This is a genomic window from Mesonia ostreae, assembly GCF_031845265.1.
GTDB lineage: Bacteria > Bacteroidota > Bacteroidia > Flavobacteriales > Flavobacteriaceae > Mesonia > Mesonia ostreae.
The window spans coordinates 210,062-233,252 of sequence record NZ_JAVRBG010000004.1 but is presented as its reverse complement, the minus strand read 5'-3'; the positions used below and the strand labels follow the sequence as shown (position 1 = coordinate 233,252).

Sequence of the window (23,191 nt, the reverse complement as noted above, 5' to 3'; positions counted from 1 at the left end):
GAGTCCGTTTTTAAGGATTTTTTAGTAAACTTGGAACTCTAAAAATACCATTTCCAACATCTATGAAAATTTTCAAATTTGCATTGGTAGTTTTTCTAACTACTACAAGTCTTTTAAGCGCTCAAAACAAACAAGTTACTCTAGAAGAAATATGGGGCGGAGCCTTCCGTCAAGAGTATTTACAGGCCTTACGTTCTCTAAATAACGGTGAGGAATATGTGGTGCAAGATTACGATCGTAGCGCAAAAACGATGAATGTAGATGTGTACAGTTATAAAACCGGGAAAAAAACGAGAACCTTAATTTCTTCTTCCGCCATTGATGGATTAGACATTTTTCAAACCTATTCGTTAAATGATACGGAAGAAAAGGCAATTTTAGGAACCAATATCGAGGGTATTTTTAGAAGATCTACCAAAGGTGTTTTTTATGTGTATGATTTGGCTTCTAAAAAATTGATTCAGATTTCTGAAGATAAAATACAAGAACCTACGCTTTCTCCCAATGGAGATAAAGTGGCTTATGTGTTTAAAAATAATATATACACGAAAGATTTGGCTTCGGGAAAAGTTACCCAAGTAACCAAAGATGGTGTGGATAATAAAATTATTAATGGAGTAACCGATTGGGTGTACGAAGAAGAATTTATGTTGGTACAGGCCTACCAATGGAATAAAGACGGAAGCAAAATTGCTTTCTTAAGATTTGATGAAACGCAGGTGCCAGAATTCTCTATGGATATGTATGGAACTTACGGGAAGCAACTTTATCCCACCCAAGAAGTGTTTAAGTATCCTAAAGCAGGAGAAAATAATTCGGATGTAAGTCTGCATATGTATGATGTAAAATCTGGAAAGACTTCCGCAGTAAATTTAAAGAAAGAGTACGAGTATTTGCCAAGAATCAAATGGACTAATGATGCGAATGTTCTAACGCTTCAGGCGATGAACAGACATCAAAACAACTTAGATCTTATTGCCGTAAATGCTAGCAATAATGAATCTCACGTAATTTTAAACGAGCAGGACGATGCGTATATTGACGTAACCGATAATCTTACTTTTTTAAATGACAATAGCTTTATTTGGACGAGTGAAAAAGATGGGTGGAACCATATTTACCATTACAATAAAGACGGAAAGTTAATTGACCAAGTAACCGATGGGGAATGGGAGGTAACCAATTATTATGGTTTTGATCCTAAAACGGGTAGAATTTACTTTCAAAGTACAGAAAACGGAAGCATTAATAGAGATGTATTTTCCATTCGTTCTAACGGAAAAAATAAAGTGCAGTTAACACAAAAAAGAGGAACCAATAGCGCCGACTTTAGTGCAGATTTCACCTATTTTATCAACACGTACACCAGCGCAACTACGCCTAATGAGTTTACGCTGCATCAAGCAAAAAACGGTAAAAAAATAAGGGATATTAAAGATAATAAAGAGTTATTAAACCAATTAAAACCTTACGATTTTTCTAAAAGGGAATTTTCTACCATTTCCGTTAACGGAAATGATTTAAATATGTGGATGATCAAACCTTCTAATTTTGATCCTACTAAAGAGTATCCTTTATTTATGTACCAATATTCTGGACCAGGTTCACAATCGGTTTCTAATACATTTTCTGGAAGCAACGATTACTGGTACCAGCTTTTGGCAAATGAAGGCTATATTGTTGCTTGTGTAGATGGTAGAGGAACTGGTTTTAAAGGAGCAGATTTTAAGAAATTAACCCAGAACGAATTAGGAAAGTACGAAGTAGAAGATCAAATTGACGCGGCAAAACTATTGGGAAATAGAGACTATATAAATGCCGATAGAATTGGTATTTGGGGATGGAGTTATGGTGGTTTTATGTCGTCTAATGCACTTTTAAAAGGAAATGACACGTTTAAAATGGCGATCGCAGTAGCTCCAGTTACAAGCTGGCGTTTTTACGATAGCATTTATACAGAGCGTTATATGACGACTCCTCAAGAAAATGCATCAGGTTATGATGAAAATTCTCCCATAAATCACGTAGACAAACTTAAAGGAGAATATCTTTTAATTCATGGAGGAGGAGATGATAATGTGCATGTGCAAAATACAATGCAAATGATAGAAGCTCTTATTCAGGCGAACAAACAGTTTGATTGGGCAATTTATCCCGACAAAGATCACGGTATTTATGGCGGTAATACAAGGCTTCACTTGTATACCAAAATGACCAATTTTATTAAAGAAAATTTATAATTAGAAAAAAACAATTCCTTATATATGGCAACAGTAGTTAGAGAAAGAAGAGAATTATTTGGACACCCAGTAGGTCTATTTATTTTGTTTTTCACCGAAATGTGGGAGCGTTTTTCCTATTATGGAATGCGCGGAATCTTAACCTTATACATCGCCGCATCGGCCACCGCTGTAGATCCTGGTTTAGGATGGAGCAATAAAGATGCGATTTGGCTTTATGGTTGGTATACCATGCTGGTGTATGTAGCCTCTATTCCTGGCGGTTGGATTGCCGATAAGTTTTTAGGCCAAAAGAAAACAGTACTCTGGGGCGGAATTCTTCTTTGTCTAGGTCACGGTATTTTGGCCATCCCACAAAATTGGGCATTTTTTACAGGTTTGATTCTCATTATTTTAGGAGTTGGTGGTTTAAAACCTAACATTTCTACGATGGTAGGTGGTTTGTACGAAGACGGAGATATTCGTAGAGATAGTGGATTTACCATTTTCTATATCGGAATTAATGTAGGGGCTTTCCTTGCGAGTATTTCGGTAGGTTTAGTAGCCTATTACTACGGATGGCATTACGGATTTGGGCTTGCAGGAATAGGAATGTTACTAGGGCAAGCAGTATATGTTTGGGGACAAAAGTTCTTGAAAGGGATTGGCGAATTTACAGGAGGCTCTTTGGTAAGTGCTGAAGAAAAAGAAGCTGCCAAAAAACCACTTAGTAAGATTGAAAAAGATAGAATTGTTGTTTTACTGATTTCATTCTTAATCGTCATCGTATTTTGGGGCGCATTTGAACAAGCTGGTGGTTTAATGAACTTGTACACCGATGCTAAAATTGATAGAACTATTGGATTAAGCTGGTTAGAAGAAATTCCTGCAGCCGTATTCCAATCGCTTAACGCAGCCTATATTATTATTTTTGGAACTGTCATTGGTGGTTTCTGGATCTGGTGGAAAAAGAAAGGAAGAGAATCTTCTTCCCTTTTTAAAATGGCTATAGGTACGGTAATTATGGGTCTTGGGTACGTATTTATGATGTTTGCGTCTCAAGAAGCTAGCTCAGAAACTTTTGGGAAAGCAGCGATGTATTGGATTTTCTTAGCATATTTATTCCACACGCTGGGTGAATTATGTACCTCGCCAGTAGCTTTATCTTTTATTACCAAATTAGCGCCATTAAAATATGCTTCTATTATGATGGGAGTATTTTTTGCAGCAACAGGATTTGGAAACAAATTGGCAGGTAGTATTGGAGAATCAGCTCAACTAGAACCTTATAATGGTGAAATGCTTTATTCAAAAGAACAGGTGATTCCATTTATGGAAAAAGATAGCATTGAGTTTAAGAATGATCAAAAGGAGATTGAAACCACTTATGATTACCCAATTAATGAAGATAAAAACTTCTCAATTAGAACAACTGTATTTGTAGAAGACGGAGATTTGGTTTTTAAACGCTATGAGTCTGATGAAATATTGAACCCAATTTTCAGTTTAGATAAAAAAGCAGAAAAAGACTTAAAAGCTACTTTAAAAGAGGAAGGAGTTACTCCGCAAAAACCTTATCATGCCAACTTAACTTTTGAAAAAGATGCAGATGCAGCTCAGAAAATAGAAAACAAAGGAGATGGTAAAAACTACGGAGTTTCTTTTGTACTTTCTGAAGAGCAAAACGAGCAAGAATATCAAACCTTTTTATGGTTAACTATATTTACCGTAGCTTTTGGATTTTTAGTGCTTCTTTTCTTGAAGAAATTAAAGAAACTTACCCACGGGGCAGAAGATCACGAGGTAGAGAAATTGGAGCAGGAAGGTTACGAGTTAGCCGATGAGAAAATTAAAGAATAATTACAGAATAAAGATATGTCAACAGTAAGTTCAGCTCAGCATGATGAGTTTTTCAAGAGTAAAGTTTTAGGGCATCCAGCCGGATTATTTGTTTTGTTTTTTACTGAAATGTGGGAGCGCTTTTCCTTCTACGGAATGCGTGTATTGCTTATCAATTTCCTAACCATGGCAATTGTGGGTGTAGATTTTCCAGGTTGGGGTTGGTCTGCAGAAAATGCGGGTGCACTTTTTGGAACCTACGCAGGTTTACTTTATTTGACTCCAATTGTAGGAGGAATTATAGCCGATAAGTTAATCGGTTATCGTTGGGCAGTAGTTCTAGGAGCTTTAATTATGACCTTAGGTCACGCCGCTATGGCTATAGAAACTGAGTTTATGCTCTACTTAGGTTTAGGGTTCTTGGTTGTAGGAACTGGTTTTTTTAAGCCTAACATCACCTCTATCATTTCTGAAATGTATAAGTACTTACCAGAAAAGAAGGATGGAGCCTACACCATTTTCTATATGGGAGTAAATGCAGGTGCATTTTTTGGAATGTTACTTTGTGGATATCTAGCGGAAAGACTTGGCTGGAGCTGGGGATTCGGTCTAGCCGGAATTTTCATGCTATTGGGAACCTTACAGTTTTGGTTGTCTAAACCTCTTTTTGGTAAAGTTGGTGGAGTACCAGAAAAAGGAAGAGAAATAGAGATTTCTGAAGAAGAGAAAAAAGACTATAAAGCGAATCCGTTTACCTTAATGGATAAAGTTTTAATCATTGCCAGTTCTATTATTGGGTTTTTATACCTTATTAACGATCCAGTTTCAAAAATTGGGACTGTAGACTTGTTGCCAGAAAAATTCTTTGTAGACCTTAGTTTTGGAGGAGAACCTATTTCGGGATCTATTGGATACGCTTTAGTTGGTTTGCTTTTATTCTTGGTATTAGTTATTGGGAGAATTTCTAGATACAGTAAAGTAGTAAGAGACCGAATGATTGCCGTGGTAATTTTTGCCTTTTTTACTGTAATCTTCTTTTTGTGTTTCGAACAAGCCGCTTCCTCCCTAGTCTTATTTGCGAGAGATTCTGTAGATAGAGAACTTACGGGTGCTGGCGCTTTATCTTTTAATATTATAAATGCCTTACTTACCATTATTCCATTAGGAATTATCACTTGGGTACTCATTTTGTTATGGAAACAGACGCATAAAAAAATATTAGGTGCAAATATTGTTTTAATGATTTGCTTTTTAGGAATTTGGGGCTTGGTGTTATGGATGCTTTTTAGAGAATTCTCTGGAGGCGATGTAGAGATCACCGTATCTTGGTTTAGTATTCTTAACTCCTTCTTTATTATTGCTTTTGCGTCATTTTTCTCTAAATGGTGGGAAAGTAAATACAATCCATCTGCTGCTTTAAAATATGGAATAGGACTTGTTCTTGTAGGACTTGGTTTTGGTCTATTAGCCTTTGGATCTTACGATTTAGCCGAAGGTGTAAAAGTGAGTATGGTGTGGCTTATTTTGGCTTACCTCTTCCATACGCTAGGGGAACTTTGCTTATCTCCTGTAGGACTATCTTATGTAAGTAAATTGGTGCCCGCAAGAATGATTGCGCTTATGTTTGGAATGTGGTATCTGGCCATTGCTATTGGAAATAAAATTGCCGCTTCTCTTGGAGGAATGGTAGACCAAATTAAAGAAGATTATAGTTTATCTACCTTCTTTTTAATATTTACCATCATACCAATTGCGGCGGGTCTATTGGTAGCCGTATTAAACCCATTGCTGAAGAAATTAATGCACGGAGTAAAATAATGAAGAAGCATTTTTTGGAACAATCTTTGTTTAAATAATGAATATGAAACATTTTATAAGTTTGTGTATACTTTTTATTGGATTGAGTGTTTCGGCGCAAGAGATTCAATGGATGAGTATGAATGAAGCTTTAGAAGCTCAACAAAAAGAACCAAAAAAGATTTTTATGGATGTGTACACCACTTGGTGTGGTCCCTGTAAACTCTTAGATAAAAATACGTTTGCCAATGAAGATGTAGCCAATTATATCAATAAGCATTTTTATGCAGTAAAGTTTAATGCCGAAGGAAAAGGTGAAGTTCATTATAAAGATTTCACTTACACCAATCTAAAATACAAGGAAGGGCGTAAAGGTAGAAACAGTCAGCATTTATTTGCTCACGCTTTAAAGGTTTCGGCTTATCCTACCATGGTTTTTTTTGATGAAAATTCAGAAGTTATTTCTCCAGTAGCGGGTTATCATACGCCGCAACAATTAGAGCTTTACCTAAAGATGATTGTGAGTGATGAGTATAAAAAGCTTACTACGGCAGAAGCTTGGCAGAAGTATCAAAAAAACTTTAAAGGAACATTTAAGAATTAATATTGAGTAGGGTAATCTGCCAAAATATTTAATAGTCCATTACAAAAGTCCCTTTTTTACCCGTATGGTGAAAAGGGATTTTGTTTTTTAGAGCAGTTTTTCTCCAACGTTTTATATAAGTATAATAATTACTTCCGTCGGCAATAATTTGCTGGGGTTGAAGCACGTTGATTACTTTTTCTAAATTTACTTTAGGAGAGTTTACCAGCATCAAGTATTGAATCGGAGCTATTTCTGGTACATTATAAACTCCCATACTATCGATAATAAATAGGCTTCCGCCGAAAACAGCATAGTAATTTTTCTTCTGATTTTTAATTTGAAGATTTTTCAGGTGTTGTTGAGTTTGTAATCCTTCATAATTTTTTATCCGTAAAGAATCTGAAGTAATTAAGGTAAGTTGCCCGTCACGCTGAAACCCAACCACACTTTTCTGATGTTCGTGAAAAACATAGAAACGTTTTTGCTTCCGTAAAGTATCCGTTTCGTAGACATATGTTATCTCCATTAAAAATAGACATCCGCTAAAAAGCCATAAATAAGTCCATTTTTTCTGATAAACGAAGAAAATAAAGAGGAGTAAAGCAATTAAAGAAAGCACCAGCATGTTTGGGGAAAAATATACCTTTTCTATGATGAACTTATTTTGAGAAGCGATAAAGTGCAGAAATTTTAAAACCACTTCTATAATAATTTCAAAAACGTTTTTAAATACAGCGGGAATGATAGCGATAGAGCTCCAAATTATACTAACAATACAAGTTCCCAATATCAATAATAGAAAAGGAATGAGTAGTAAGTTACTAATTAGAAACAAACCAGGAACTTGATGAAAATAATAAAGCGAAAGTGGAAAAACGCCAAGTTGCGCGGTTAAGGTTATACAAAAAACACTCCACGCTTTTTTTGGTAAGTAGTACTTAAAAGCGATTTTTTTATGCAGAATAGGATAGAGGGTCACAATAGAAAATACCGCTGCGTAACTCAACTGAAAGCCGATTTGATATACAAAACACGGATTGTAAACTAATAAGACTACGGCAGAAAGAAAGAGTAAACTTAGACTACTGCCGTCGCGTTTTGAGATTCTTGCAAAAGACAAAAAACTAAACATCGTAACCGCCCTAACAATAGACGGCGTAAACCCAACAAGAAACGCATAGCCCCAAAGTATACCTATAATACAAATACTGCTGAAAATTTTTCCAGCTCTAGTTTTTGATATAGGTTGAAAGAAGAATAGTAATATAAGCAGTATAAGTCCCACGTGTAATCCTGAAACGGCTAAAATGTGTAAAACTCCGGCTTTAGAAAAATCTTGGTAAGTATCTTTAGAGAGCAGGTCTTTTTTACCCAATGTCAAAGACTCTATAAAGGCAATATGCTTCGATTGGAATCCAGATTGGTATAGATTATCCCTAATCTGGTGTTTTAAATCTACGGAAGCCTGCGTCCAAGATATAGTTGTAGTGGGAATAGTGACGATTTCGTTTCGGGTGAAGTTAATTTTTCCGAAAACATGCTGATGCTTTAAAAATTCTCTGTAATTAAATTGATAGGGTATCTTAGGCGCGTTCACTAATTCGATTTTCTTCGGAAGGAATACTTTATCGTTTACGCGTAAATGTGGAAGCAGTGAATCTCCGTGAAATTCGGTGAGAAGTATGCTAAAAGAAGAAATGTTTGGGTTCTGCGGAATCACTTCCGCAATATAATTATGGGTATACGGATTGGGTTTTAATGACTTTTTAATTCTTAGATGAAGCATGCTTTCTTCCTGAAATAAATCAGAATGAATAGAATGTTGCCTCAAAACGTGTATCCCAGAAATGGAAAAGCCTAATCCAATAAAACTTACCGCAGCGACTATCATATAAAGATACGAGCGAGCCAGCTGCATTTTGGTATAGAGAAATGCCAAGCTTAGCAAGACCCCAGAACTAACGATGATCATAATTAAAACATCCTTAGATACTGAAATGTAAAGACCCGATAAAATCCCTATAATAAGGAATAAGCAGATGATAATCAAAGGGGTATTGAGTAGCTTCACGATTAAAGTTACTCAAAAAAAATGGTTTTTATCTATTTACCTACGAAATATCCTATTAGAATAGTCTTCGCGCCATCACATAAGCAGAGTTCCAGTATTTTTCATTAAGAGAAGAAACGATAACGCCCCTAGAGGTAGAAGAATGTATAAAGCTTACTTTGCCAGGAATTATTTCTACCACCAAGCCCACGTGATTGATAGAACGCTTACGCTTATTCGTTCTAAAAAAAAGCAAGTCACCTACATTCACTTGGTTGGTATGAATTTTATATCCCTCTTTGGCCATCTCACTAGACACTCGTGGCAGTTGAATATCTTCTTGCATGAAAGAAATGTAAATTAAGCCAGAACAATCCATTCCTCTTTTGGTGGTTCCTCCATATTTATAACGAGTTCCTTGAAAACCTAAAGCATAATCGGCAATACGAGTTGCCTCAGGTACTGGATCATATTTATAAGAATTGCTGTTTTTTATTTGACCGCTGGCTGCTTTTCGGCTAGAGCCACACGAAGCCATGCTTGCTATTAATACTAGAAATAAAAGTTTTTTAATCATGAGATGGGTTTAGTTTTTCGTAAATCAAAGTGGCAGTTGTATCGCTAGCGCCAACTCCGCCAAGCTTCTTTTTAAGCTCTAAATATGCTTTTAAAATATTTTCTCTTTTCGGATTTTTTAAAATAAGATCGAGTTCTTGCTTCAGTTTCTTCGGATTAAATTCTCCTTGAATCAATTCTTTCACCACTTCTTTATCCATAATCAAGTTGACTAAAGAAATGTAATTTAGGTTAATAATACGTTTAGCAATTTGGTAAGAAATAGAACTTCCTTTATAACACACCACTTCTGGCACGTTAAATAGAGCAGTTTCTAAGGTTGCCGTTCCCGAAGTAACCAAAGCCGCGGTAGAAACACTTAGTAAATTATAGGTTTTGTTACTGATAAGAAAAACCTGATTCTTTTTTAAAAACGGTTGATAGTATTCTTCATCTTGGCTAGGTGCGCCCGCAATAATAAATTGATAATCGGGATAATGCGGCGTAATACTTAACATAGTCTCTAGCATTTTAGAGATTTCCTGTTTTCGGCTGCCGGGTAATAATGCAATTATGGGTTTGTTGGGAAGCTTATTGGTTTCTATAAACTGTTCAAAAGAAATTTTTTCTCGCTGGTTGATCGCATCTAGTAAAGGATGACCTACAAAATGGACAGGAAATTGATGTTTCTCCTCGTAAAAATCCTTCTCAAACGGAAGAATAACATACATTTCGTCCACATCGCGCTTTATGGCTTTAATGCGGTTTTCTTTCCAAGCCCAAATTTGGGGAGAAATATAATAATGCGTAGGAAAACCTTGCTGTTTTGCCCACTTAGCAATACGAAAATTAAAACCAGGATAATCTATAAATAGGATAACATCGGGTTGATACGCTAGAATGTCCTTTTTGCATAAAGCAATATTCTTAAAAATGGTTCTTAAGTTAGCAACTACTTCGGCAAATCCCATAAAAGCAAGTTCCCGATAATGTTTTACTAAAGTACCACCTACAGCTTGCATAAGATCGCCGCCCCAAAACCTAAAATCTGCCTCGGTATCTTTCTCTTTTAAAGATTTCATAAGGTTGGAGGCGTGTAAATCTCCAGAAGCTTCGCCAGCAATAAGGTAATATTTCATAATTTTATAAAATTTTTCTGATGACGTTAAAAGTAATCAGTGCGATTAAAACCCCTGTAAGAATGGTAAAAAGAATCACTCCTCTTGCCCTGTAAATTTTATCTTTCTTTAAAAAAACAAAAAATGGCAGAAAATTTAGAAGAGCTCCTAAAGCGATAACGCTTCCCAATCGATCATTGGCTTGAGCGATTTTTAAGGATTCTACGAGATCATCGCCTAAAAAAAGTGTAGCGTATAAAAATATTCCCGCGCTAGTCGCTAAGATTCCCACTAAAAAGCCTATTAAAATTTCTTTTTTAATCATTTAATTTCCAATCGTTTAAATCTTTTATAACATGGTGTGCAGTTAAGTCGAACTGTACAGGAACTACAGATACATATCCTTGTTCCAGTGCCCATTCATCGGTATCTTCACCGCTGTCTTCATTGATAAACTCACCAGAAAGCCAATAGTAGTCTCTTCCTTGGGGATTCTTTCTCTTATCAAATATCTCTTGCCAATTTGCTTTCGCTTGTCGGCATACCTTAATTCCTTTTATTTCTTTAGCCGAAAGTTTTGGAATATTTACATTAAGAACCACTCCTTTTGGGAGTCCATTTTCAATAACATTTTTGGTGATGGTCTCAATAAATTTTGTGGTATGCTCAAAGTTGGCAGTAAGTGAATAATCCAACAATGAAAATCCAATAGCAGGAATACCTTGGGTTCCCGCTTCTACAGCCGCACTCATAGTTCCAGAATAAATAACGTTAATACTGGAGTTAGAACCGTGATTAATGCCACTAACGCATAAATCTGGTTTACGTTTTAAAATCTCTTGCGTGCCAATTTTTACACAATCTGCGGGAGTACCAGAACAACTAAATTCTTCGTGACTTTCTGAAGAATCTAATTTTACAGGATCACAATATAGATTGTCATTAATAGTGATGGCGTGTCCCATTCCGCTTTGCGGGCGATCTGGCGCTACCACAATTACTTCTCCAATCTTTTTCATAATCGAAATAAGGTGGCGTATTCCAGGAGCAGTAATACCATCATCATTGGTCACTAATATAAGAGGTTTCTTTTTGGACATATAAATTTTTGAGGCTAAAATACAGAAATTAAAACAATCTAGATTGCTAAGAAATACAGCATAATTGAACTTAACAAGAATTTGGCTGGGCAGCTAAAAAAAAAATATTAATTTACAACGTTTTTAAGAAGAGACAAATAATTGTAGAGATAAATGATAATTGGCATAATTTTTAATGCTATACTTATGGAACGCTAATGAAAATAAAAAGATTTATGAAAAGTAACTATAAGATTTTCTTGCTAGGTTTACTATTGGCGGTTGCTTCATGCAGCTTTACCACCAATAAAATAGAGACCAATGAAGATTCAGATAGAGACCAGGTTTTAATTGAATTAATTACGCTTGTTTTAACTCGCGGTCACTATAGTCCAAAAGATATTAATGACGATTTTTCTCAAAAGGTGTATAAGGATTACCTTAACGGAATTGATTCGCGCAAGCGTTATTTTTTAAAGAGCGATATTAAAGATTTTAGATCTTCAAAAAATAAAATTGACGACGAGATTTTAGCGCATAAGATAGATTTCTTTAACCTTACCCACGATAGATTACAAAAGCGTATGGAAGATACCAAAGGTTTCTACAAAGAATTACTAGAAAAGCCTTTTGATTTTTCTGAAGAGGAAAGCATCGATACCGATTATGAGAAATTAGAATATGCGGCCAATAAAAAGGAACTGAAGGAAAGATGGAGAGCTCAACTTAAATTTTCTACCTTATCAACATACTACGATTTAAGAGAACAAGAAGAGAAGAAGCTTGAAGAAGATAAGTCTTACGAGACCAAGACAGATGCAGAGCTAGAGAAAGAGGCTCGAGAAACTACTAAGAAATCAATGGACGAGTTTTATAGTCTTAATGAGGATTTAGAGAGAAAAGATTGGTTTACCATTTACATCAATTCTATTGTAGAAGTTTTTGATCCGCATACATTTTATTTCGCACCTGAAGATAAGGAGCGTTTTGATATTCAAATGCGAGGTAGTTTAGAAGGAATTGGCGCACGTCTTCAGAAGAGATTGGACGAGATTAAGATTTTAGATGTTATTTCTGGAGGTCCGGCTTGGAGAGGAGAAGAATTAGAAGTAGGAGATGTAATTCAAAAAGTAAGACAAGAAGGAGAGAAAGAATCTGTAAGCATTATTGGGATGCCATTAGATGATGCGGTAAGCCTAATCAAAGGGCCTAAAGGAACTAAAGTGATATTAACCGTTAAAAAAGTAAGTGGTTCTATAGAAGAGATTGCTATTGTTAGAGATGTGGTAGAAATTGAAGAAACCTACGCCAAAAGCTCTATGGTGAAAAAAGAAGGAAAAAACTACGGGTTGATCAACCTTCCAAAGTTCTATTTTGATATGGAAAATAGCGATAATAGAAATGCTGCTACAGATATTGAAAAAGAAATTATCGCTTTAAAGAAAGAAAATATGGACGGTTTGGTCATCGACTTAAGAAACAATGGCGGTGGCTCCCTTTCTTCTGTAGTAGATATTGCTGGATTGTTTATCAAAGAAGGACCTATCGTACAAGTTCGTTCTGGAAATAATAAAGTAGAGATCTTGCCAGATACAGATGCTTCTATTCTTTGGGATGGTCCTTTGGTAATTTTAGTAAATGAATTATCTGCTTCTGCTTCAGAAATTTTAGCTGCAGCGATGCAAGATTACAAACGTGCTATAGTTATTGGAAGCAAACAAACTTATGGGAAAGGAACTGTGCAAGGAGTGGTAGATCTTAACGGATATATGAGAAATAATAAGTTAGGAGATATGGGAGCTTTAAAAATCACCAGGCAAAAATTTTATAGAGTAAATGGTGGTTCTACACAGTTAGAAGGCGTAAAAAGTGATGTGGTAGTGCCAGACCGTTATAGCTATATTGATTTGGGTGAAAAAGATATGAATAATCCATTGCCGTGGGATCAAATAGATTCGGCAGATTATGAGACTTGGGAAGGTTATATCGATTTTGAGGAAACCATTAAAAGCAGTAAAGATCGCATGGCCAAAAATGAGCAGCTAAAGATGATTGATGAGAGCGCTCGTTGGATTAAAGAGCAGAGAGAGGTAGATATTTTTAGTTTAAAGTACGATAAATATAAAGCTCAAATAATGGAAAGCGAACAAAAAGCAAAACATTTTGATGCGATCAACGAATACAACAGTAACCTTACCTTTACGTCCTTGCCTTACGAGGAAGAGTTGTTTAAAACAGATTCTACCTTATTGGAAAAAAGAGTGCGTTGGCACGAGAACTTAAGCAAAGATGTATATGTAGAGGAAGCTATCCACGTTTTAGAGGATTTAAAACTGAACAATTTTGAAAAGTCTGAGGTGGCGACCATTAAAGACTAATTCTATACCAAATTAACAGATAATGTCACAATTAAATCGTTTCTTTTATGCTTACTTATCACTAAAAATTATTACCGTAAAAAGGCTATGCTAATCATTTTTAATTTCAATTAGGCTTAAAATAATTCAATTTCTTAATATGACGTTATATATTTAAATTGGTATAACATGAATACGCAAAAATCCAATTCATTAACTCAATTAGCGCTCCAAAAGTTTAAAAAGAACTTTTGGGGCGTTTTAAGTTTCTGGTTTGTGATTTTTTGTTTCTTTTTAGCTGTTTTTGCTTATGCAGTAGCACCAGACGACACCCAGAATGCCAATCAAATGCATTTGGCTATTCACTCAAAAAATCCAGGGTTTTCGGTGAATATGTTGAGTTTTCCGGTAGAAGAATCCTCACAAAATGTATTCTCCTCTTTTTTCTTCGGAAATCAAATCTCTTCCGCAGAAATTCCTATCAGTAGCTATACGTTTACACAAGATACGCTTTATGTGAAACCTTATACGGGAGCAGGAATTGAAGGCTTAACCAAGACGTACACTTTAGCAAAAGATTTTGAAGGAGTGGGGAGCTGGGAAGAAGTAGAAAAAGAATTTCTTCAACAAAAGACATTTTACCTAGGAACCGATAAATACGGAAGAGATATGCTAAGCCGAATGTTGATAGGGATTCGTATCTCCTTATCTATTGGGTTTGTGGCGGTATTTATTTCGTTGGTAATCGGAATTTCACTAGGTGCTATTGCAGGTTATTATGGCGGAAAAGTAGATCAAGCCATTATGTGGCTCATCAATGTCACCTGGTCTATTCCTACCTTATTGTTGGTGATTGCGATTACGTTGGCTTTAGGGAAAGGCTTTTGGCAAGTTTTTATTGCCGTAGGATTAACGATGTGGGTAGAAGTCGCCAGAGTGGTGCGCGGACAAGTGATGGGCGTTAAAAAACTAGCTTATGTAACTGCCGCAAAAGCTTTAGGATTTAGCAATTTTAGGATTATTCAAAAACATATTATCCCCAATATTATCGCTCCTGTAATTGTGATTTCGGCAGCTAATTTTGCCGCGGCAATTTTGGTAGAAAGCGGACTTAGTTTCTTAGGAATTGGCGCGCAACCTCCCACGCCTAGTTGGGGCGGAATGATCAAAGACCATTACAGTTATATAATTTTAGGAAAACCTTACCTAGCTATTATTCCAGGGCTAGCTATTATGAGTTTGGTGATGGCATTTATGTTGATAGGGAATGCCTTGCGAGACGCACTAGATGTTAGAACCTAAACTTCTGATTTTATTTTTTAGTCTGCTTTTTATAGTTTAGATTTAAATCTGATTACTGATTTAGTTTTACATCTAAAATCTAACAGTCATAAGGTCTAATTTCTTAGTAAGACACGATTAATTTTAAAACAAAAAACATATGCCTACGCTATTTACCAAAATCATTAACGGAGAAATTCCTGCTTACAAAGTGGCAGAAAATGACGAGTTTCTAGCTTTTTTAGACATTAACCCAAATTCTAAAGGACATACCCTTTGCATCCCTAAAAAGGAAGTTAATAAGCTTTTCGATTTAGATGAAGAAACCTATGATAAGCTGATGAAATTTTCTAGAAAAGTAGCTTTAGCTTTACGGAAAACAATTCCGTGTAAACGTATTGGAATGGCAGTGGTAGGCTTAGAAGTGCCTCACGTTCACGTGCATTTAATTCCTTTACATGAGATGGATGATATGCGTTTTGAACGAAAAGTAAAAGTAAGTGATGAAGAAATGGAAGAACTTTCTCAACGCATTCAAGCTAACCTCTCATAAAGCTCTCACCTCTCAAGGGGTTTTAACCCCTTGGTTTTATAGCACTAATCTTTTTTTGAAGCTTAATTTCAAAAGTAGTGCCTTGATTAATCTCACTTTTTAAAACCTTAATTTTACCTTCGTGATAGGTTTCAATAATTCGTTTGGCGAGAGAAAGTCCGAGGCCCCAGCCTCTCTTTTTAGAGGTTACTCCAGGAGAAAAAATCTTTTTAAATTGACTCTTCGGAATACCTTTTCCGTTATCGGTAATTAAAATGTGCACCCATTTAGATTCTTCAAGCATTTCAATCTTAATGTCTCCTTTTCCTTTTAAAGCATCGATGGCATTTTTTACCAAATTTTCAATGGTCCAGCTGTAAAGCTCTTCGTTGAGGTCTACGATAATCTCGTTGGAAGGAAGATGAATCTCAAAATTGATAAGTCTAGAAGAACGTGCCTTTAGGTAATCGTAAGCGTCTTGTGTAGCTTTAATGATATTGGTAGCTTCTAGCTTGGGTAAAGACCCTATTTTAGAAAAACGCTCGGTGATGGTTTCTAGTCTACTCACGTCTTTTTCTATTTCTATCAAGTAAGAAGGATTCACGTTTTCACTACGTAAAATTTCTGTCCATCCCACCAATGAAGATAGAGGAGTTCCTATTTGGTGAGCTGTTTCTTTTGCCATTCCCGCCCACAACTGACTTTGTTCGTGGGATTTGGAAGTGGAAAAGAAATAATAGATAACGCCTAGAAATAAAAGAATAATAAGAATGATAATAATGGGAAAATACTTCAAACGTATCAGTAAATCTGAATAACCATAATATACAATACTTACCAAGGTATCTCCATCATAAACTTCTATGGGCTCGTATTGGGTTTTAAAATTTTCGATGAGACTAAGTTTTTCGTCTAAAGAATCTAAGTTTTCTTCGGGAATGTTTCTAGAGCTATAGCTTTCATCATTTACACCAAAGACAATCATAGGTGTGGTGCTATTAGAAGATAATATTTCTACAATTACATCATTGATATTGTCATCGTTGTCACTTTTAGAAATTTCTGAATAAGCGCTTCCTAAAATTTCCATTTTATTACGCTCTTCTTCTTTAATCTTTTCAAAAAAGATAGAAATATTCCATAAGAATAAACCTATAATGACAACAGAAGAAAAAGTGATGAACCACCTGAAAAACGTACGCTCTTTCGAGTAAAACATATTTGAATCTATAAAGAGGTTAAAATATAAACTTTTCTATAAATATAAGCTCATTTTTTCATTGGTCATAAGATTAATTATCTTTGCCAAAAATAAACACGTATGCTCACCATAGATCCTCAAAAAGTTCCAGTAAAAAAAACCTACGGTCTTATGACAAGCGCAGTTGGTCCTAGACCTATTGCCTTCGCAAGTACTGTAAATGAAAAGGGAGAACCTAATTTGGCACCTTTTAGTTTTTTTAATGTTTTTAGCGCCAATCCTCCTATTTTGGTTTTTTCACCTTTGTTAAGAATTGCAGATGGTTCTAGAAAACATACCTTAGAAAATGTAGAAAGTACGAAAGAGGTAGTGATCAATATTGTAAATTACGATATGGTGCAGCAAATGTCTTTAGCCAGCACAGGGTATGGCGATGGGGTGAGTGAATTTAAAAAAGCGGGATTCAGCATGTTAGATTCTGAGGTGGTGAAGCCTTTTAGAGTGAAAGAATCGCCTGTTCAGTTTGAATGTAAAGTAACCGAAGTAAAATCTTTGGGCAAGGAAGGCGGAGCTGGTAATTTGATATTTTGTGAAATCTTGAGAATTCATGTAGCGGAAGATGTTCTTGCAGAAGGAGAGAAAATAGATCAGTATAAATTAGATCCGGTGGCTAGAATGGGAGGTAATTTATATTCTAGAGCCAATATGGGAATATTTGAAATCCCCAAGCCGCAAACTACATTAGGGATGGGTGTGGATTGTATTCCTAAAGAAATTAGAATTAGTAGAGTGTTGACAGGTAATGATTTGGGGAAATTAGGGAATGTAGAAAATTTACCAAGCGATCAAGAGGTGAAAGATTTTTTATCTCAATATAAATTGGTAGATTACGTTAAAGAAAGTTCTGAAGAGAAAATACATGCGATAGCTCAAGAGTATCTTAAAAAAGAAGAGGTAATGAACGCATGGAAAATATTATTAGCAAAAAATAAATAAGAGAAATGGAAATTGAAGGAAAAATTAAGAAGATTGATGAAACTAAAACCTACGGAAGTAATGGTTTTAGAAAGAGAGAAGTAGTTATCACAACAGAGGAGCAGTATCCTCAACATATTTTGGTTGAATTTATTCAGGATAAATGTGATTTATTAAATACTTACCAAGAAGGACAAGCGGTAAAAATAGGTATCAATATTAGAGGAAGAGAATGGGTAAGTCCGCAAGGAGAAACCAAATATTTTAACTCTTTAAATGGTTGGAGAATTGAGAATTTACAAGCGGGAGGAAATACTTCAAATTCTGCTCCAATACCTCCAGCAGATCAATTTGAACCTGCAACGAATTTTAAGGATGAAGAACACGATGATCTTCCTTTTTAGCGACAAAAAATAGCATTGTTTTTAGCAGAAAATCCGACTTCAAAAGTCGGATTTTCCTATTGTGATCGTTTTAATCTTCTGAAAAACAAATTCAAAAAAAAAGCAATGATGAACAAAAATTTATCTCAAAAGATCATTTCAAATATCGTTAAAATTTTGAATACGAGCAATTTAAAATCAGAATAAATTTTTAAAATTTCTTTTCTATGGTATTTTTACGTGATCAAGAAGCTTTTCCTCCCATACACAAAACAGATGAAAGTGGATTATTAGCCATTGGTGGAAGTTTATCGCAGCAACGTTTATGGGAAGCTTATACATCGGGAATATTTCCTTGGTATGGGGAAGGAGATCCTGTTTTATGGTGGAGTCCAGACCCGAGAATGGTTCTTTTTCCAGAAGATCTTAGAGTTTCTAAAAGCATGAAACAGCTTTTGAACAAGCAAGCTTTTAAAGTAACTTACAATCAAAATTTTGAAGAAGTGATGAGAAACTGTGCTCAAATGTATAGGGAAGGGCAAAACGGCACTTGGATCACCAATGAAATGATTTTAGCATACAGTAAACTGCACCAATCAGGTCGTGCCGTATCTGTTGAGGTGTGGCAGGAAAATACTTTGGTGGGTGGCTTGTATGGAGTTTATCTTAAAGAGAAACAAATTTTTTGCGGCGAAAGTATGTTTACCAAAGTAAGCAATGCCTCTAAATACGGTTTTATTTCCTTGGTAAGAGAATTAACTAAAGAGCAGGTAAAACTCATTGATTGTCAAGTGTATAGTTCTCATTTAGAGAGCTTGGGCGCAAAAGAAATAGATAGAGAAGTTTTTTTAAGCTATTTGCAAAGCTAGATAGAAATTTTTACCGCGCTAATAAGATTCAATTCTACATTGGGTTTTATATTATACTCCCGGTACCGATATTCTAATCCTAGATCTAACCAAGTGTTTTTAAATAACTCATAACTAACTTGGGCAGAAAAACGTTGTCTAAGCGTTGGTTTTTCCTTTTTTCCAAACTCTAAAACAGCTTCAGTAGAGGTAATTAAAGAAAGTTCATTTCTAGTAGTATCTACTTTTTGTAAAGGAAATTCCATCTTAAAACGATAGCGTGCTCTAAAGGAAGTACGCTCTCTAAATCGCTGGGAAATTCGTACCCGATGCTCTATTTTATTTCGATTGATGTATTTTGAATAAGCATATTGTTGTACAAGTCGGGTTTCATCTTTCTTCCCCGTGAAAGTTTCTTTAAACCGGTATCTAATACCTGCGCTTACTTTTCCCTGAGTACCAATTTTTCTATTGGTGTAATGGCTTAATTCTATATATTCTCCTTCAAATTTAAATTTATTCTTAAAACGACCTCTATTTTCATAATTGCTGTAGGCTAGATCTTTTTTTGAAATTCCGAAGGAATACGACCAAGGACTTTCCGTTTTAATACTCAAACTTACCTCAGGATGTATAAAACCACTAAAATTGTCTTGAGAGAAAGAAAGACTAGAGACGAGTAAGAAAACAGAACAGACAAAATTTCTCAAAACCGAAATTTTTAAAGTGCTATTGTGCAAACTTTTTCTAGAAGTTTTAGCTGAAGTGGTATACAATTTCATAGGGATAAAATTAACTCTCTTTAAAAACTTTTAATCTAGGATAAAAATTGCACCTTTTAACATTCTTTCTATAATAATGCACTGCAACTTTACTTCAATTTTTTCGCTATAATACTAATCAAACTAACTATAATTAAGAAAGATTACTAAGAGTTTCAATGTTAAGTCTAAGTAAATGAAACCTCTTGGTGCCTAAAGCAAGAAGTCTCGTGATCATTTACCATACCCACCGCCTGCATATACGCATAGATCACCGTAGGGCCAACAAATTTAAAACCTCGTTTTTTTAAGTCTTTACTAATTTTTTCACTTAATGGAGTAGTAGCGGGTGCTTTGTTATAATCTTTGACTGTGTTTTGTATGGCTTTGTGATTTACATAACTCCAAATATAATTACTGAAACTTCCATGCTCTTTTTGAATTTTTATAAAAGCTTGAGCGTTAGTGACAGCAGACCTTACCTTGAGTTTGTTCCTGATAATTCCTGGGTTTTGCAGTAATTCTTGTATTTTCTCTTCTGAATAATGAGCTATTTTTTCAACATCAAAATCATCAAAAGCTTTACGGAAGTGTTCTCGTTTTTTAAGAATGGTAATCCAACTAAGACCTGCCTGAAAAGTCTCTAAGATAAGAAACTCGAACAAGATTTTATCGTCAAACACAGGAACTCCCCATTCCAAGTCGTGATATTTCTCATAGAGTTCATCTCCTACACACCAAGGGCATTGTTTCTTGCTCATAATTGCTTAAATTTGGAATGAATGTAATACAAATAAGTGAAATTTCCTGAAGAGGATAAAATAAAGCCGAATGAATACAACAACAATTTCGAATACACAGATCACCGAAGCACTTGAAAAAAGCATTACCTATCAAGATTTTTTAGATATGGTCGCTAAACTTCACGAGGAAGGAAAAGTAACAGGAGATACCCAGTCTGAAGATTTACTTCATTACACTAACCTCAATTTAAGACGTCTTAAACGTTGGAACAAAACTTTAAAAGTGAGTGATGAAGTAAAGGATACGATCACAAATTATTCTAGAAAAGTACATTGGATTGTAATTGCCGAAGGTTGGTGTGGCGATGTAGCTCATACTTTACCCGTCATTCATAAAGCAGCGGAATTGAATGAACACATTAATTTACGAATCGTGCTTCTCGACCAAAATGAAGCTTTTATGGATCATTTTTTAACCAATGGAGCGCGTTCTATTCCAAAATTAGTAATGGTAGATCAAGAAACTTTAGAGGTTTTAGAGGTGTGGGGAGAGCGTCCTAAACCGGCGACAAAATTGATCAAGGACTATAAAGAGAAACACGGGATAGTAGATGAAACTGTAAAAGAGCAGCTGCAAAATTGGTACAATACAGATAAAGGTCAGACTACTCTAAAAGAATTAACAGCTTTGGTATAGGATTGTGCTAAGTAGAATTTTATAGAGGTCAGTAGTTAGTTGCATAGATTGTTGTTTAATTATAAGCTATATGTCTGGTTGAGGGCAGTCGAAACCTACTTTTGATGTCCTAAAAGTTCTCGACTCCCCGCCAAGAATGAATTCTTTTGGGCTGGCGCTCGAACCTACAATAGAATGTATTTTAAGTATATTAAATTCAATACCTTAGATTACAGTAAAAGGAGATATATAACTACTGACCTCTAAAATCTTAATACGAGCTCGTTTATTTGGAGCTCATCAGAAAAATAATTAATTGACCTATAGTAATTTAATGCCTATCTAAAATGAAAAAATTTGCAATTGCGCTCCACGGAGGTGCAGGAACCTTATTAAAGGAGAATATGACATCTTCTCAAGAAAAAGCATATAGAAAAACACTTTCTGAAGCATTGCAAAAAGGCTTTGATATTTTAGAGAAGGAGGGAAGTGCTACCAATGCAGTGCAAGAAGCTGTAATGCATATGGAGAATTCTTCTCTATTTAATGCAGGTAAAGGTAGCGTTTTTTCGGCAAACGGAACCCACGAAATGGAAGCTGCGATTATGGAAGGAAAAACACGAAAAGCGGGCTCTGTGGCAATGCTCACGGGAATTAAAAACCCCATTTCCTTGGCTAGAGATGTGATGGAAAAAAGTTCGCATGTTTTTATGATAGGACAAGGCGCTTTAGATTTTGCTCAATCCTTAGATTATGCCCTAGAGAAACCCGACTATTTTTATGATGAGTTAAGGTACAAACAATGGCAGGAGATTAAAGATTCTAACAAATTTCAATTGGATCATAGTACAACTAAAAATTCAAAATTTGGTACGGTAGGCGCAGTAGCTTGTGATGGTTTTGGCAATCTTGCTGCGGCTACTTCCACTGGCGGGATGACCAACAAAATGTCTGGCAGGTTGGGAGATAGTTCGGTTCCTGGCGCAGGAAATTATGCGCATAACAAAACCTGTGCAGTAAGTTGTACGGGGAGCGGAGAATATTTTTTGAGAGGTGTAGTGGCTTATGATGTCGCTTGCCTTATGGAAATGAAAAATATGAGTTTACAAGAAGCTGCAGAGGAAGTGATTCATCATCGTATTTTGGAAATTGGCGGCGATGGCGGACTCATTGCAGTTGATGCAAACGCCAACATTAGTATGCCTTTTAATACAGACGGTATGTATAGAGCTTCTAAAGCCTCTACGGGGGAAAAAGTGGTTGCTATTTATAAGAATTAATTTGTTCCTAGATTTTTTCAGTAATAGGAACAACATGAATATTTCTTTTTTCAATATCAAAATGTTTTCCATTGGCAAGTACATGGGTTTTTAAATGTGCAATAGTCATAGGATCGCCTATATGCGTTGTTGCTTGATCGTTATAGGTTAACTCACTAGCATCAAAAATCACTACCATTCCAGAGCCAATAGTTTCAAAAGAATTACAATTTTTAATAATTAATCCAGTGTCTTCGGCTAAACCAATACCAATCAACTTTGGAAATCTCGCTGTAGCTTCTGCCAAACGTCCAAACCTACCGCGACGTATAAAATGAGAATCAATAATAAGATCTGGCATAAAGCCTAAACCTTCTCCCATACTTACAGCTCCTTTATTAAAAAATTCTTTTCCGCCACCGCCAGTAATCATTTCTGTAGACATACACATGGCACCCGCACTGGTTCCTGCAATAACAAAATTTTCGGTTCGGTATTTTCTCAATAAAACTTTATGAATACTGCTTCCGCCTATTTTGTGTGTTATTTTAGATTGACTTCCGCCAGAAAATAGAACGCAATCTGCATCTTTTACCAAGGCAATGTTTTCTTCTTTCTCTGCATCATCTCTATTGCGAATATCAGCAACACTAATATTTTCACAGCCCAGAGTTTTAAATCCAGTAATATAATTTTCGGCCACCTCAATTGGTATTCGTGAGGCGGTGGGGATAATTACAATATGTGCATTGGTACCACCACATTCTTTTACCAGTCTAGCTAAAACACTCTTTTCTATAAATTCTAAATGATCTCGTTCATTGGTATCTATTCCTTTATCTTCATTACCACCTATAAGAATTAATATTCCTTTTACATCCATCTTCTTTATGTTATTTGTTTGCTAAATTACATCTATTATTGGGTATAAT

21 protein-coding genes are annotated in these 23,191 nt (G+C 35.5%); 12 read left to right on the top strand and 9 right to left on the bottom strand.

Annotation, left to right across the window (positions count from 1 at the left end):
• Positions 1 to 62 precede the first annotated feature (62 nt).
• From RLT85_RS05935 to RLT85_RS05920, 4 genes are read left to right on the top strand one after another with little or no spacing between them, the layout of a single operon-like run.
• Entirely contained in the window at positions 63 to 2,240 is a 2,178-nt protein-coding gene (locus RLT85_RS05935) for a S9 family peptidase (protein WP_311401116.1), read from the top strand.
• Positions 2,241 to 2,264: 24 nt separating this feature from the next.
• Positions 2,265 to 4,079: a peptide MFS transporter gene (locus RLT85_RS05930; RefSeq protein WP_311401115.1), complete on the top strand. Its 1,815-nt coding sequence runs from the start codon at positions 2,265 to 2,267 to the stop codon at positions 4,077 to 4,079.
• Positions 4,080 to 4,094: 15 nt separating this feature from the next.
• A complete protein-coding gene (locus RLT85_RS05925) occupies positions 4,095 to 5,876 on the top strand; it encodes a peptide MFS transporter (protein ID WP_311401114.1) in 1,782 nt (593 codons plus the stop codon).
• A gap of 43 nt (positions 5,877 to 5,919) precedes the next feature.
• Positions 5,920 to 6,459 (top strand): thioredoxin family protein, encoded by a 540-nt coding sequence (locus tag RLT85_RS05920; RefSeq protein ID WP_311401113.1) that lies wholly within the window; start codon positions 5,920 to 5,922, stop codon positions 6,457 to 6,459.
• Positions 6,460 to 6,487: 28 nt separating this feature from the next.
• On the opposite strand, the gene RLT85_RS05915 is transcribed toward RLT85_RS05920, so the two are convergent.
• From RLT85_RS05915 to surE, 5 genes are all read right to left on the bottom strand, one after another.
• Complete coding sequence (locus RLT85_RS05915) at positions 6,488 to 8,413, bottom strand: ComEC/Rec2 family competence protein (protein WP_311401112.1); 1,926 nt, start codon at positions 8,411 to 8,413, stop codon at positions 6,488 to 6,490.
• 154 nt (positions 8,414 to 8,567) lie between these two features.
• Positions 8,568 to 9,068, bottom strand: coding sequence for a C40 family peptidase (locus tag RLT85_RS05910; RefSeq protein ID WP_311401111.1), 501 nt, complete (start codon positions 9,066 to 9,068; stop codon positions 8,568 to 8,570).
• Positions 9,061 to 10,185, bottom strand: coding sequence for a lipid-A-disaccharide synthase (lpxB, locus tag RLT85_RS05905; RefSeq protein ID WP_311401110.1), 1,125 nt, complete (start codon positions 10,183 to 10,185; stop codon positions 9,061 to 9,063). The genes RLT85_RS05910 and lpxB overlap by 8 nt, the downstream gene beginning before the upstream one ends.
• 4 nt (positions 10,186 to 10,189) lie before the next feature.
• Positions 10,190 to 10,489, bottom strand: coding sequence for a hypothetical protein (locus RLT85_RS05900; protein ID WP_311401109.1), 300 nt, complete (start codon positions 10,487 to 10,489; stop codon positions 10,190 to 10,192).
• Positions 10,482 to 11,264: a 5'/3'-nucleotidase SurE gene (gene surE / locus RLT85_RS05895; RefSeq protein ID WP_311401108.1), complete on the bottom strand. Its 783-nt coding sequence runs from the start codon at positions 11,262 to 11,264 to the stop codon at positions 10,482 to 10,484. Before surE ends, RLT85_RS05900 begins: the two co-directional genes overlap by 8 nt.
• Positions 11,265 to 11,479: 215 nt before the next feature.
• Between surE and RLT85_RS05890 the strand changes: the two genes are divergently transcribed.
• The 3 genes from RLT85_RS05890 (at position 11,480) to RLT85_RS05880 (ending at position 15,434) form a co-directional block, all read left to right on the top strand.
• The gene (locus tag RLT85_RS05890; protein WP_311401107.1) at positions 11,480 to 13,621 is read left to right on the top strand and encodes a carboxy terminal-processing peptidase; all 2,142 of its coding nucleotides are present in this window, start codon (positions 11,480 to 11,482) and stop codon (positions 13,619 to 13,621) included.
• A 168-nt stretch (positions 13,622 to 13,789) separates the two neighbouring features.
• Complete coding sequence (locus RLT85_RS05885; RefSeq protein ID WP_311401106.1) at positions 13,790 to 14,902, top strand: ABC transporter permease; 1,113 nt, start codon at positions 13,790 to 13,792, stop codon at positions 14,900 to 14,902.
• A gap of 139 nt (positions 14,903 to 15,041) precedes the next feature.
• On the top strand, positions 15,042 to 15,434 hold the full coding sequence (locus tag RLT85_RS05880; protein ID WP_311401105.1) for an HIT family protein: 393 nt from the start codon (positions 15,042 to 15,044) through the stop codon (positions 15,432 to 15,434).
• A gap of 22 nt (positions 15,435 to 15,456) precedes the next feature.
• On the opposite strand, the gene RLT85_RS05875 is transcribed toward RLT85_RS05880, so the two are convergent.
• A complete protein-coding gene (locus RLT85_RS05875; protein ID WP_311401104.1) occupies positions 15,457 to 16,632 on the bottom strand; it encodes a sensor histidine kinase in 1,176 nt (391 codons plus the stop codon).
• Between the two features lie 102 nt (positions 16,633 to 16,734).
• On the opposite strand from RLT85_RS05875, the gene RLT85_RS05870 reads away from it, so the two are divergent.
• From RLT85_RS05870 to aat, 3 genes are all read left to right on the top strand, one after another.
• Positions 16,735 to 17,610, top strand: a complete 876-nt coding sequence (locus RLT85_RS05870) for a flavin reductase family protein (RefSeq protein WP_311401103.1) — start codon at positions 16,735 to 16,737, stop codon at positions 17,608 to 17,610.
• Between the two features lie 5 nt (positions 17,611 to 17,615).
• A complete protein-coding gene (locus RLT85_RS05865) occupies positions 17,616 to 17,993 on the top strand; it encodes a DUF3127 domain-containing protein (protein WP_311401102.1) in 378 nt (125 codons plus the stop codon).
• Between the two features lie 206 nt (positions 17,994 to 18,199).
• Positions 18,200 to 18,841, top strand: coding sequence for a leucyl/phenylalanyl-tRNA--protein transferase (gene aat, locus RLT85_RS05860; protein ID WP_311401101.1), 642 nt, complete (start codon positions 18,200 to 18,202; stop codon positions 18,839 to 18,841).
• On the opposite strand, the gene RLT85_RS05855 is transcribed toward aat, so the two are convergent.
• Together RLT85_RS05855 and RLT85_RS05850 are read right to left on the bottom strand one after the other, a co-directional pair.
• Positions 18,838 to 19,602: a DUF2490 domain-containing protein gene (locus RLT85_RS05855; protein ID WP_311401100.1), complete on the bottom strand. Its 765-nt coding sequence runs from the start codon at positions 19,600 to 19,602 to the stop codon at positions 18,838 to 18,840. The genes aat and RLT85_RS05855 overlap by 4 nt on opposite strands.
• Before the next feature lie 167 nt (positions 19,603 to 19,769).
• On the bottom strand, positions 19,770 to 20,342 hold the full coding sequence (locus RLT85_RS05850; RefSeq protein WP_311401099.1) for a DNA-3-methyladenine glycosylase I: 573 nt from the start codon (positions 20,340 to 20,342) through the stop codon (positions 19,770 to 19,772).
• Between the two features lie 70 nt (positions 20,343 to 20,412).
• Here RLT85_RS05850 and RLT85_RS05845 point away from each other — a divergent pair, with 70 nt between their 5' ends.
• On the top strand, positions 20,413 to 21,021 hold the full coding sequence (locus RLT85_RS05845) for a thioredoxin family protein (RefSeq protein ID WP_311401098.1): 609 nt from the start codon (positions 20,413 to 20,415) through the stop codon (positions 21,019 to 21,021).
• Positions 21,022 to 21,347: 326 nt separating this feature from the next.
• Entirely contained in the window at positions 21,348 to 22,280 is a 933-nt protein-coding gene (locus RLT85_RS05840; protein WP_311401097.1) for an isoaspartyl peptidase/L-asparaginase family protein, read from the top strand.
• A 7-nt stretch (positions 22,281 to 22,287) separates the two neighbouring features.
• Here the strand turns inward: RLT85_RS05840 and RLT85_RS05835 are convergent, their stop codons facing one another.
• Positions 22,288 to 23,142, bottom strand: coding sequence for a cyanophycinase (locus RLT85_RS05835; protein WP_311401096.1), 855 nt, complete (start codon positions 23,140 to 23,142; stop codon positions 22,288 to 22,290).
• Positions 23,143 to 23,191: the final 49 nt, after the last annotated feature.

Bases quoted from the DNA above. Each gene is read 5' to 3' on its own strand.
- RLT85_RS05850 (WP_311401099.1), bottom strand. From the start codon at position 20,342: ATGAGCAAGAAACAATGCCCTTGGTGTGTAGGAGATGAACTCTATGAG.
- RLT85_RS05925 (WP_311401114.1), top strand. From the start codon at position 4,095: ATGTCAACAGTAAGTTCAGCTCAGCATGATGAGTTTTTCAAGAGTAAA.
- RLT85_RS05885 (WP_311401106.1), top strand. From the start codon at position 13,790: ATGAATACGCAAAAATCCAATTCATTAACTCAATTAGCGCTCCAAAAG.
- RLT85_RS05910 (WP_311401111.1), bottom strand. From the start codon at position 9,068: ATGATTAAAAAACTTTTATTTCTAGTATTAATAGCAAGCATGGCTTCG.
- RLT85_RS05890 (WP_311401107.1), top strand. From the start codon at position 11,480: ATGAAAAGTAACTATAAGATTTTCTTGCTAGGTTTACTATTGGCGGTT.
- RLT85_RS05900 (WP_311401109.1), bottom strand. From the start codon at position 10,489: ATGATTAAAAAAGAAATTTTAATAGGCTTTTTAGTGGGAATCTTAGCG.
- RLT85_RS05935 (WP_311401116.1), top strand. From the start codon at position 63: ATGAAAATTTTCAAATTTGCATTGGTAGTTTTTCTAACTACTACAAGT.
- lpxB (WP_311401110.1), bottom strand. From the start codon at position 10,185: ATGAAATATTACCTTATTGCTGGCGAAGCTTCTGGAGATTTACACGCC.
- RLT85_RS05855 (WP_311401100.1), bottom strand. From the start codon at position 19,602: ATGAAATTGTATACCACTTCAGCTAAAACTTCTAGAAAAAGTTTGCAC.
- RLT85_RS05930 (WP_311401115.1), top strand. From the start codon at position 2,265: ATGGCAACAGTAGTTAGAGAAAGAAGAGAATTATTTGGACACCCAGTA.
- RLT85_RS05915 (WP_311401112.1), bottom strand. From the start codon at position 8,413: ATGATCATCGTTAGTTCTGGGGTCTTGCTAAGCTTGGCATTTCTCTAT.
- RLT85_RS05845 (WP_311401098.1), top strand. From the start codon at position 20,413: ATGAATACAACAACAATTTCGAATACACAGATCACCGAAGCACTTGAA.
- RLT85_RS05835 (WP_311401096.1), bottom strand. From the start codon at position 23,142: ATGGATGTAAAAGGAATATTAATTCTTATAGGTGGTAATGAAGATAAA.
- RLT85_RS05880 (WP_311401105.1), top strand. From the start codon at position 15,042: ATGCCTACGCTATTTACCAAAATCATTAACGGAGAAATTCCTGCTTAC.
- surE (WP_311401108.1), bottom strand. From the start codon at position 11,264: ATGTCCAAAAAGAAACCTCTTATATTAGTGACCAATGATGATGGTATT.
- RLT85_RS05875 (WP_311401104.1), bottom strand. From the start codon at position 16,632: ATGTTTTACTCGAAAGAGCGTACGTTTTTCAGGTGGTTCATCACTTTT.
- RLT85_RS05920 (WP_311401113.1), top strand. From the start codon at position 5,920: ATGAAACATTTTATAAGTTTGTGTATACTTTTTATTGGATTGAGTGTT.
- RLT85_RS05870 (WP_311401103.1), top strand. From the start codon at position 16,735: ATGCTCACCATAGATCCTCAAAAAGTTCCAGTAAAAAAAACCTACGGT.
- RLT85_RS05865 (WP_311401102.1), top strand. From the start codon at position 17,616: ATGGAAATTGAAGGAAAAATTAAGAAGATTGATGAAACTAAAACCTAC.
- RLT85_RS05840 (WP_311401097.1), top strand. From the start codon at position 21,348: ATGAAAAAATTTGCAATTGCGCTCCACGGAGGTGCAGGAACCTTATTA.
- aat (WP_311401101.1), top strand. From the start codon at position 18,200: ATGGTATTTTTACGTGATCAAGAAGCTTTTCCTCCCATACACAAAACA.